This is a genomic window from Methanothermobacter sp. (assembly GCF_030055435.1).
Lineage (GTDB): Archaea > Methanobacteriota > Methanobacteria > Methanobacteriales > Methanothermobacteraceae > Methanothermobacter.
In genome coordinates this window covers 107,035-118,386 of the sequence record NZ_JASFYG010000001.1, presented here as the reverse complement: position 1 = coordinate 118,386, position 11,352 = coordinate 107,035, and the positions used below count along the sequence as shown (strand labels likewise).

Genomic DNA, 11,352 nt, shown 5'->3' with positions numbered 1-11,352 from the left:
AAGAAGAAGTAGATATTTCCACTATTCTCTAACTTAAATGGATTAAGACTATCATATGGGTTTCAGTATGTCCCTGTTAAGCTCAAATGACGCTGCAAGGATGAATGCCATCATAACAGGGAGAAGGCAGATCTTAACCACCTCAAACTCCATGAGGGGTATGAACTCCTTTATGAACCTCACACCGATGATTATGGCGCCACTTACAAATCCCATGGACACGAATCCCCAGACACCAGACGCGAACCTTGTGAGCATGTAGTTCCTCACAGAAACCACAGCTGCAAGGGTTATGAATAGGAGGGCCGCACCCTTGAGGATGATTATTATCATGTCTCAGCCTCCAGTTTCCTGTTGGACCTCACTGAGGCATAGAGGAACATTGCAGCTGCAAGCATGATGAAGACCCACTCAATGGTCCTCATAAGGTCAAATGCCATTATCTCCCTCATAAAACCGAACACAGTTGATATAAAGAGCAGTAAAACCGCAATGGTCATTGGTATCCATCTACCATCATGAGCAGAGACCCTAACCATGTAGATGAGGCTCAGGCCAGTTATAACTGTGGATATGAACTGGGCCACCTGAAATTCGCGACCATACGGAATCATCCTATCACCATTTACATATATATTTCCTGGATAATTTAGTTCTTTCCCTTACACGCTTCAAGGAACATTTCAGATAAGCTGAAATCCGAGACCACCTCCCTCATCATCTCCATGTCAGAGGGGTCAAAAATATCCTGGAATGGTTTTCACCACAATCTCTGGGACTGTAGGAGAACTTCTCATGTTTACTCCCGATGTAGCCTCTAACCCTCCCTAAAGGTCCGTTATCATGAGAAGTTGGGCATCACATATGCCCCTTGTAGCCATGGCAGGTGAGATTTCTGGAAATTCGTATCTCCAGACACCACAGGCAATGAAGAACAGTCAAATGAGGATGTTATTGCTGAATTCTGGAAGACCGAACCAATAGGATCCCTGAAAATGAAGTCAGTTGTGAAGTTCACAATCAGCAGCACGAAACGACCCATGAATATGTACAGGGACTCCCCCATGTACCCTTCTGATCTAAAGTAGTCCCTTAGTATGATGGCTTCCGCCGTGAGTGTCACAGCAAATGTCCAGAGCGAGAAGAGTGCAAAGACCAGAGGGGTTCCGGGAGGGCGTAGGTCCAGCCATGGGATTTGAGGACTGGACTGGAAATGAAGAGGTCATTCAAGCCCCTTTAACGATGAATATAAGTGCAGGTGCATTACTGCAACTCCCGGTTACCTCCATTCCCGTGTAGATGAGGGCTGTATGAAGGAGAATCTCCGGTATGATAGGCCAGAGGAATCTCAGCCTGAGCCATATGATGGTATTCCCTGTGATGACAGTTTCCGGTAAACCAAGTCGGTGAAGGCCATGAATGATACAGCAACACAGGGTGGATACAATAAGATTAAGGTTATTCGGGGTTTTTCCTGTAGTAGATGAATACAAGGAATCACAGATGCAGGGAGGGATATGATCGAGTAGGGGTTCATATACGCCTCCATACGAATCTAAATGGAGGTATGCTCGCATCACCCCGGTCTGATGGTATCATCCTCAACCACAACCTCACCCCTCCGGGCCATATCCTCTATGACCTTTCTGATACCCGTGGCAGTCTTTCTGCTGGTATTTTTAAAGCCAAACATCCTCGAGACCCTTGTTACAACCTCATCCACCTCTGAGGTGGACCTTAGGGCTATCCTCACAGCCTCCTCAATCTCCATTGGAGATATTAATGAGATGTCAATCCTCCCAGTCCTTCTCCTCACGGTGACAGGCATGGACTCAGTGAGGAGCAGGAAGTCACCGCTCCGCTTGATGTTACCATTGTTCTCCGCCATCTCAATTGCAGAGTTTATTATGCTCCTCACCCTCCTACCTGCTCTTCTAAGTCCACATGACTCCCTTATACGCCTTATAACCTCCTCGACGTGCACGGGACCCTCCATTGATACTATCTCACTCACAACGGATGATATCACGGGTGTTGGGTTTTTGTAGAGATCGTCGGGTTTTTTCAGTTTATCGGTGGTGTACTCGACGTACCTGGCAACAGCCTGCCCCATGGATTCATCGGGATCCACTGGTTCAGCTGCATCCTGCTCTTCCCTGGTGGAATCATCTAAATTCTCATCAACCTCAGGGGGTTCAGGGTCATCAACCTCCACCTGACCCTCCACCTCAGTCACCTCCTGTAGCTCCCTGGATTCCCTGGTTTTCTCAACTATTTCCGAGAGACCCTCCGCAACCTTCCTCTGTGTCTCATCCCTATTGCGGTACCAGTCCGAGGACCAGAGGTGGATGATGTTCCAGCCAAGGTTCCTGAGGATCTCCTCCCTGAGCCTGTCACGATCCCTTGCAACCTCCGCCCTCCGGTACATCTCACCATCGGTGAGGATCCCTGCAATGTACCTGCCAGGGTCATCTGGGTCCTTAACCGCAAAGTCAACCCTGAAACCTGCACACCCCACACCCCTGTCAACCTCGAATCCCTGGTCAACCAGGAACTCGTATACCGAATCCTCAAAGAGGCCCTGTGAATTACTGGTGGAATCTGAGTCAAGCACACCTGTCTCTGCGTACCTGAGGAACCTCTTAAGTGCCCTGACACCGAAGGGCGTCCCCGGCCCTGTTTTAAGGTCCGATGCCCTGAAGTTGGTGAAAACCACGCACTTCTCACGGGCCCTGGTGATGAGGACGTTCAGCCTCCTCTCACCGCCCTCCTGGTTCAGGGGCCCAAAGTTGAGGGACATCCGCCCGTTTTCATCAAAGCCGTAGCCCACACTGATGAAGATAACGTCCCTCTCATCCCCCTGTATGGTTTCAAGGTTCTTTATGAAGAATGGCTCATTGGTCTCCTGGTTTATGAGCCGCTCAAGTTCAGGGTTCTCTCGAAGCCTCTCCTCTAGGGCCTCGAGGATGGCGTTCATCTGGGCAACAGAGAACGTGCCCACACCAAGACTCCTTGATGTGCCGTACCTTATGAAGTGCTCCTCTATGGCCTCAACAACGGCTGCGGCCTCGAGGGGGTTGGATGAGGTCCTTCCGCGCTCATATACCGTGTCTGGAATGTACCTGAGGTGAAGCCCCAGTTCCTCATCCTCCCTTGAGGGTGAAGGGTACACAAGGAGCCTGTTGTCATAGAACTCCTGGTTCGACACGGCGATCAGGGACTCGTGCCGGCTCCTGTAGTGCCACCTCAGCATCCTCACAGGGAAGCTCCTCTTGCAGAGGTGTAGTATGCTCTCAATGTCAGCCGCTGTGGCCACATCCTCAGAGTCCTCCTCTGATGTGAGCATCTGGTCAAAGAAGCTGGTTGGTGGGAGCTGGTTGGTGTCACCCATCACCACAGCATTCCTGGCCCTTAAGAATGCCCCCAGGGCGTCCTCTGGTTTAACCTGTGATGCCTCGTCGAATATCACCACATCAAACTGGAGTTCGCTGCTCCTGGGGTCAAGGTACTGTGCAATGGAGAGGGGGCTCATCATGAAGCAGGGCTTTATCCTCTTTATAACGCCACCTGCAAGTTTAAGGAGTTTCCTGAGGGGCATATGCCCCCTCTTACGTGTGAATTCACCGCTGAGGATGCTCTCCTCAGAGTCCGGAGCCGCCCCGCCGAAGACGGTTGGCATGTTGCTTGTGAGCTGATATATGAGCCTCTTCCTGTTGAGCTCGATTATCCTGGAGTCAAGCTCCCTGAACTCCCTTATCCTGGCCTCATGGAGGTCACCAATGAAGGTGTAAAGGACCGGTATCTCCCTGAAGGCCCTCTCAAGGAGGGCATCTGCAAGGTTACCCTCCATGGCGGGCCTTATATCCTCCATGCTGATTATCCTGGACTCTATGAGTGGTATGAATGCGGCCCCCCGGGTCTTCATGCAGAGCCTCTTCTTCTCAAGGTACTGGGACCAGAGGGGGAGGAGGTTGAGTGCCTCCCTCCACGCCTTAACCCTTGACCTCCAGGCGCGGAACGGGACCTCCTCCGGTGCTGAGTTGAATATGACATGGGCATGGGTGTTTATCCTTGTCTGGAGCTTTGAGAGTTTATCCTGGAGTTCACTGTGGATTTCGAGGATTTCATGGAATTCAGAGAGAAGCCTATCACCGTCAAGGCCATCAGAGATGCACTCCAGTGTCCTCTCCGATATGAGGCCCTCGCTGTGGAGGTCCCTGAACCGGCCTATCCACTCTGCGGTGGCCCTCAGGTCCTGGATGGATGGGTTTTCAGGGTTCCACATTGAACCGAAGAACCTCTCGGCCACGCCACTGTACCTTTCAAGTTCCTCCCTGAGGCTCATGACATCAATCAGGTTCTCAAGGTCCTCCACAATCTCATAGTCATTCTCAGGGGCCCTTCCAACGTAGAGGGCGTCTATCTCATTCCTCACCTTCCTGTACCTGCCGCTCAGGAACTTTATCCTGCTGGATGACTCCTTTAGGTACTCCCTTAGGAGTGCCTCCAGATCCACGCTGTGGACAGATTCATGGAACCTGTCGAGTATCTCCCTCCTGCGGGTGTAGGCCTCAAGCTTATCAAGGAGTGTGAAGGCGTCAGCCCTGTAGCGGTCCCAGATCTCTGATTCAAGGACACCAAGGTCGAAGGGGCGTGACTCTGCAACAACAGAGACCACCTCTCCGAGCCTCTCAAGGTCCCCTACATTCTTAACTGGGCTGAAGCCGTACCTCTCCTGGAATTCCCTGAGTGCGGCCATCAGTTTATCGGTAACCTTAATCACTGACTCCAGGAGGACCTCCAGTTCCCTCACATCCGAGGGTAGCATCATCCCGGGGTCGGTGCCTGACCAGGGGTTCTCATGGAGGGGTGGGAGGAGTTCGGCCAGCTTCGCGAGGTTTCTCAGTTCCACGAGGGCCTCATCCCACTCATCGGGGGTTATGGTCTCAGGTGAGGGTATCCTGACGAATGGCATCTCCCCATTGAAGTACCTCTCTGAGCTCTCCTTCATCCCGAATAACTGGAATGGTGAGAGCTGTATGCTGTACAGTGGCTCATGGAGGGCCCTCCTGTACTCGTTGAGCTCATCGCGCAGCTTTTCCACCCTCCTGAACTCCCTCTCAGCGTCTGGCCTCTCTGCCTCGGCCTCCATGAGGGTTGACTCCAGTTCCTTGAGGACGTCCTTCTTCCTGGCCTTATGGGAGTGGAGTTCAAGGCAGAACCTTCCAAGGCCAATGGAGTCCAGTCTGCTCTTCACAACCTCAAGGGCGGCCATCTTCTCACTCACAAAGAGCACGGTCTTTCCTGCGGCCATGAGCTCGGCTATCAGGTTCACGATGGTCTGGGATTTCCCTGTACCGGGGGGCCCCTCAACCACAAGGTTCTTACCAGCCTTCACATCCTCTATAACCGCGATCTGGGATGAGTCGGCGTCAACCACGTGGTAGAGGTCCTCGTAGGGGATGCTGTCTATGTCCACCTCCCCATCATCCTCATCTATTTCGATGGAGAAGAGGGCCCTGAGGAGGGGGCGTTCAACTATCTCATCCCAGTTTGAGTAGGATGCAGGGTCAAGGTCCATGTACATGAGGAACTTGGTGAATGAGAAGAAACCCAGCTGGACCTCATCGGTGACCCCCCATCCATCCATGGATTTCACCGCATCCTCAACCCTCCTGAAGTACTCTGCGATCCCTGAAGGACTCTGGGGCATCCTGAACTCGGGTAGTTCGATTCCCTCCTCCCTGAGCCTGGCCTGGAGTGACATGTTAGTTATGATCTCGCTACCATCCCAGCGTAGTGAGAATGATGAGCCCGCCCTTCGCCTCTCAAGGACCACCGGTACAAGTATCAGGGGGGCCCTCCTGATGTCAGGTTCATCCGCGGCCATCCACTCAAGGAACCCCAGGGCGAGGTAGAGTATGTTATAGCCCTGCTCCTGGATCATCGTCCTTGCCCTCTGGTTGATGTAGAAGAGCCTCCTCTGAAGTTCAGATTCTGTGAGGTCAGTCAGGAGGATGTTCTCATCATCGGGTTTAAGGTCCTCCAGCTCATCACCGTGGTCAATCTCCCATTCACCTTCAGGGTCCTCCATGTGGTTAACGGTATCAACTTCACCTTCAGGGTCCTCAATTTCGTTACCGGGGTCAGTCTCCTCTTCAGGTTCCCTCCTGGGGGCCAGTTTCATCTTACCGCCGTTGAGGACCAGGTAGGTGTAGATGTATTCAGGGTCGTGGTTAACAACCTCAACCGTCCTTGACCTTGGCCTGAAGTTCAGGAGCTGGTTTCGCATTGTGAGGTCAAGGAGTTTCTCCCTCAGGTTCTCAAATTCCCTCTCGATGATCTTCCTTGCAGATTTATCCATTCAGATTCTCCCTCAACAGTTATATCCCCCACCGAAAGGCGGCAGGCTGTCTATCAGATTCTATATCAGTGGAAGCTTTTCCTTCACTCATCAGATCTTCTTCTCATGGGGCGTTGTTGTGGCGGCAACCCTGTAGAAGACATAGACAAGGACGATGTCAACCACCCATATTATGGAGGCTATTATCTCATCGTTCCAGGGTATTGGGTGGAAGAGGTCAATGAGGTCCATCACCCTCGTGGCTGAGAAGAGTATCATTGAAACAGCGAATACCCTCAGGAGGCGTGTGGTCTCATTGATGTTGGAGAAGAGCATCCCCAGGGCCGCCTCACTGTATCTAAGGTTGTTGAGGAGTATCCTCGCTGCAAAGTACAGGGTCAGGATGGGTGGTATCATGATGAGCCAGGCAGGGACCATCAGGTATCACCCCCCATGACTGAGGCTAGGAGGCCCACCACTACAAGGAGAAAGAGGGCGTTCAGGTTCAGCAGGCCCTCAACCACAAACTCTGACTGTCCCCCAACGAATGTTAGGCCCACGAGTACCGTGAAGATGGATGCTATGAATATGGATGCAGCTATAATCCTGGACACCCGCCTCTTGAGGAAGAGCATGGAGACCGCAAGTTCCCTGGACCTCAGCTCCGAGATTATCCTGAGGCATGAGACTATTATCATGACCCCCAGGATGAGCCCCGCCACGCGGTTTACAAGAATCAGGATATCCATGTAAAACACCACCAGATAATATGTTAAAGGGAATATTTATTTATTGGGTTTTTCACTTCCAGAATCCCCATCTGCACCATAACCGTTCAATCAGTGGACCCGGAGTTGATGTGTGAGAGCAGAAGGGCCATGTTGATTATATCCTCCCTGTTGTGCTCCACCACCGGTACCAGGGGCCCCGGGTTACCTGTTGAGAGGTAGGTGTGGTAGTAGTCGGGCACATATTCCCCTGGAATGTCAAGGTCCCTCTCCACACCCAGGATGTGGCTCTCAACCGTGCAGAGTTTGCAGTCAGGTAGGCTGCAGCCCCAGAGGCGCCTCGAAACATGGTAGAGGTCAACATGGCACTGCTCCAGCCGGTTACTCAGGTTATGGAACTCTGACCTCCTCCTTATATAGGGGATGTCAAAGCTTGCACCGTTGAATGTTACAAGGATCGAGTCGGGTGGGATGTGCCGGAATATCTCAAGGACAGCCGCCTCCATGGAGGGTTCAGGGGCGAGGCGCTGCCTCACATGGATCTCACCGTCTTCAATCCAGGCCATCCCTGTGAGTATCACAGGTTCCCCTGAAAGCCCAAGGGTCTCAATGTCAAGGAAGGTGAACACCCCGCCATCAAGGAGTCCCAGAGCAGCAAGCACCCTCTCATCGGATGCTGAGGCGTTGAGGTAACACCTCAGGTTGTACACATCCCCTGAGTGGATCATGGAAAGGACCCTGGAGGCCTCATCCCTGTAACTCTCATGTGCAAGTAGGTCGGGAACCGTTAGGTACCCCTCAGACTTCAACCTCTCCTCGGTGACCGGCCCAACACCCCTGAGGAGCTTGAGGTCAGAGAGGATGTCATCCGCTGATTCGCGGACCCTAAACCTCATATTCCTGGTGAAGGACACCTCAAGTGCCTCTGATCCAGCAGCGGTCACCCTGGATGCCCCGATGGCCTCATCCAGTTCCATGCCCTCATATTCCCTCATGAGGTCCCATTTGAGTTTCTCAAACATCCAGTATCCCCCATTCAATTCATTCCATTCCTGGCCCTCTCATGGAAGTAATCTGCCATCTCAGCCTCCCCCTGTTCCCTGAGGATGGCCCCCATGAGGTAGCATGCCCCTGCATTAGATGGTTCCTCCTCGAGGATCTCATGCAGCTTCAGCTTGGCATCAGATAGTCTGCCCTCACTGCAGAGGAGTTCAACCTCCTCAAGGACGCCGGGGGCCTCCTCACTGCTTTCCTCCTTGGCAACCCCGGAGATCATGCCCATCAGGTGTTCGAGTATCATCACTGTGGCGTCCCTGTGGAGGGGTGAATTGTCGTTGCCGCATTTTGGTGAGTAGATGCATGATGGGCACCCGTCACTGCAGTCGCAGGATGAGACAAGTTCAAGTGTCGACTTGAGGAGGTCCTCGAAGACCTCAACACCCTTCTCAGCAAGTCCGATACCCCCCTCAAAGCCGTCGTAGATGAACACCGTTGCCTCCTGTGTGTCCTGGTGCCAGGGGGTTGACAGTCCCCCTATATCCATCCTGTCGCAGAGTACATGGAGTGGGAACAGTGCTATGAGCGCGTGTTCAGCCCCGTGGAGTCCTCCCTCGAATGTTTCATCACCCCCGTACTCCCCTTCAACCCTCTCCCTGAGGGTTTCGGGTACCGTGAACCAGAGTGCCCTGGTCCTGAACCTGATGGGTGGAAGTTCAAGGTCCCTCTTACCCAGGACCTTACTGTAGTTCATGACCCTGTAACCGGTGTAGTGCTCTGTAACCTCAACCTCCCCGAAGTTGACCTCAAGGCTTCCCACACGCCGTCTTCTGAGTTTCCTGATCACCCTGAGCTCTGTCTCCCTGAGGACCGATGTATGATACTCCACGTCTCTCCTCTCAACGGTTATCCTCCTCTTCTCCAGATCAAAGTCCCGTACGATGTAGGTGTTGCCGTGGTTCATGAGCACAGCGCCCTCATGGGCCTCCCTGTATGCCTGGGACCGGCTCATGGTCTCAAGTGTCCGGCCCTCGCATATCACCGTGAAGGTATCTGATGAGATATCATCCAGGCCATACCTGAACTGGGGGTCGGTGCTGCACACCAGTCCCTCATGTGAGATTTCAAGTTCCCCATCGTCCAGCATCTCCCCTGCCACTGCCATGCTGAAGTCGTGGTCCAGGAAGTCGTCGAGGGTGAGGGGTAACTCTGAGGCCGCGCAGGCCGTGTGGTTCCTGAGTATGAACCTGTTTTCAGGGTTGATTATGGCGTTCTCATGGGGCCTCTCGAAGATGAAGGAGGGGTTCTTCATGATGTACTGGTCCAGGGGGTTCTCGAATGCCACCAGGATCACAAGGGAGTCATTCCTGTTCCTCCCTGCCCTCCCTGCCTGCTGCCAGGTGGATATCATGGTTCCCGGGTACCCTGATATTATTACGGCGTCCAGTGACCCGATATCTATACCAAGCTCCAGGGCGTTGGTGGTGGTGACTCCCAGGAGCTTCCCGGATCTAAGCCCTGACTCTATCATCCTCCTCTGATCTGCAAGGTAACCTGCCCTGTAGGATGTCACACGGTCAATGAGTTTCCTGTTTTCCCTGTCAAGCTGTTCCCGGGTCCACCTGGTTACAAGTTCAGCCATCTTCCTTGAAACCGTGAAGCAGAGGGTCTGAACACCCCTCAGAACAAGGTAGGTGAGTATGGATGAGGTTTCAAGGTGCGCCGATGGGTCCCCCCTCTTGCTGTAGGGGTTGTAGAGTACGAAGTGCCTGGGGCCGGAGGGTGACGTGTCCCGTGAGATAACATGGAAATCCAGGCCAGTCAGTTTACCTGAGAACTCCTCAGGGTTGGCGAGGGTTGCGCTTGCAAGGATGAACCTGGGATCTGAACCGTAATGCCTGCAGATCCTCCTTAGCCTCCTTATGAGGAGCGCCACACTTGATCCAAAGACACCCCGGTACTGGTGGGCCTCATCTATCACCACGTACCTTAGGTTACTGTAGAACCTCCTCCACTGGTGGTGCCAGGGCAGTATACGGTGAAGCTGGTGGGGGTTGGTGAGGACTGCACGTGAATTCTCACGTATCCATGGCCTCATATCCCTGGGGGTGTCACCATCATAGGTTGCCGGGTTCAGTGTGATTCCAAGCTCAGATTCCAGGTGCCTCAGAACCTTCAGCTGGTCCCTTGAGAGTGCCTTGGCAGGGTAGATGTAGAGGGCCGTTGCACTCCCATCAAGGGTTAGGGCCTCCATTATGGGGAGGTTGAAGGCCAGGGTCTTCCCTGAGGCCGTTGGGGTTGTTATGAGGATGTTTTTCCCCTCCCTTACTGCCTCGAGGGCCTCTGCCTGGTGGCGGTAGAGCCTGATGCCGTTCCCCTCAAGGTACTTCATGATGTTCTCAGGGAGGTCGGTGACCTCCGCGTATTCAGCGCGCCTTGCGGGGACCGTCTCAACGTGTTCCACTGCATCCCTGAAGCGCCAGTCCCTGGTGAACCTCTCAAGCACCCTTTTAACCATGTTAATAGAATTGGGGGACGATCCTATTAAATGTTTTTTTTCAGATCAACTCAGGCCGCCTAAATTCTATTTTGGTGGCTGACCGGACGATCCTATTAAATGTTTTTTCAGATCTCAGAATATCCGCCAAATTTGAGTCAGGATCAAGAGACCAGATACTATTATTAAATGTTTTTTTCAGTTCATGGCCCCTTCCCTAATGATTCAAAATTAATATATACATGTAAACTCATATTATTTAACAGTGAAGAGGGGAGTGTTAATATTAAGAGAGTGATTGTGATTATCCTTGCACTTGCCGTTCTTTCAGTGGCGGGCTGTGTCTCAGAGGAATCAGAATACCAGGACCAGAACCCCAGTAATTACTCGGATGTGAGTCCAGAGGATTACATGACCTCAGATGCAGGTAATGCCTCAGGAACAGGGGAATATGATGCCAGTGGAGTCTGCACCTATGTTGTTGATGGGGACACCATCGATGTTTCGGGGACAGGGAGGATACGCCTTGTGGGTGTTAACACCCCTGAGAGGGGGGAGCCAGGCTACAGGGAGGCGAAGGACTTCATGAAATCAATGTGCCTCTCAAGGACGGTGCAGCTCGACATAGACGATGCAAAAAGGCATGATAAATATGGTAGGGTCCTCGCTGTGGTCTACGTTGATGGAGTCAACATAAACAGGGAACTCCTGAGGAGGGGATATGCTGAGGTCATGTACATTCCACCATCTGAGTTCAACCCATATGAGTGGACCTGAAATAAGACCTG

The 11,352-nt window shown here is 52.6% G+C and carries 8 protein-coding genes; 1 reads left to right on the top strand and 7 read right to left on the bottom strand.

All coding sequences use genetic code 11. The features are described from left to right. Window positions 1–51 precede the first annotated feature (51 nt). The 7 genes from QFX30_RS00550 to QFX30_RS00520 all read right to left on the bottom strand — a co-directional run bounded on the left by QFX30_RS00550 (window position 52) and on the right by QFX30_RS00520 (window position 10,585). Window positions 52–333, bottom strand: a complete 282-nt coding sequence (locus QFX30_RS00550; protein WP_300486744.1) for a hypothetical protein — start codon at window positions 331–333, stop codon at window positions 52–54. Next, a complete protein-coding gene (locus QFX30_RS00545) occupies window positions 330–614 on the bottom strand; it encodes a hypothetical protein (protein ID WP_300486741.1) in 285 nt (94 codons plus the stop codon). The genes QFX30_RS00550 and QFX30_RS00545 overlap by 4 nt, the downstream gene beginning before the upstream one ends. A 962-nt stretch (window positions 615–1,576) precedes the next feature. Then, window positions 1,577–6,364: a DUF3320 domain-containing protein gene (locus QFX30_RS00540; RefSeq protein ID WP_300486738.1), complete on the bottom strand. Its 4,788-nt coding sequence runs from the start codon at window positions 6,362–6,364 to the stop codon at window positions 1,577–1,579. Between the two features lie 90 nt (window positions 6,365–6,454). Beyond that, window positions 6,455–6,781: a hypothetical protein gene (locus tag QFX30_RS00535; protein WP_300486735.1), complete on the bottom strand. Its 327-nt coding sequence runs from the start codon at window positions 6,779–6,781 to the stop codon at window positions 6,455–6,457. Beyond that, on the bottom strand, window positions 6,781–7,092 hold the full coding sequence (locus QFX30_RS00530) for a hypothetical protein (RefSeq protein ID WP_300486732.1): 312 nt from the start codon (window positions 7,090–7,092) through the stop codon (window positions 6,781–6,783). Before QFX30_RS00530 ends, QFX30_RS00535 begins: the two co-directional genes overlap by 1 nt. Window positions 7,093–7,178: 86 nt before the next feature. Beyond that, window positions 7,179–8,093: a ribonuclease H-like domain-containing protein gene (locus QFX30_RS00525; RefSeq protein ID WP_300486730.1), complete on the bottom strand. Its 915-nt coding sequence runs from the start codon at window positions 8,091–8,093 to the stop codon at window positions 7,179–7,181. Window positions 8,094–8,107: 14 nt separating this feature from the next. Continuing rightward, window positions 8,108–10,585 carry a DEAD/DEAH box helicase gene (locus QFX30_RS00520; protein ID WP_300486728.1) on the bottom strand — a complete coding sequence of 826 codons (2,478 nt, stop codon included), beginning with the start codon at window positions 10,583–10,585 and terminating at the stop codon, window positions 8,108–8,110. 390 nt (window positions 10,586–10,975) lie between these two features. Between QFX30_RS00520 and QFX30_RS00515 the strand changes: the two genes are divergently transcribed. After that, window positions 10,976–11,341 carry a thermonuclease family protein gene (locus QFX30_RS00515; RefSeq protein WP_300487353.1) on the top strand — a complete coding sequence of 122 codons (366 nt, stop codon included), beginning with the start codon at window positions 10,976–10,978 and terminating at the stop codon, window positions 11,339–11,341. Window positions 11,342–11,352 lie beyond the last annotated feature (11 nt).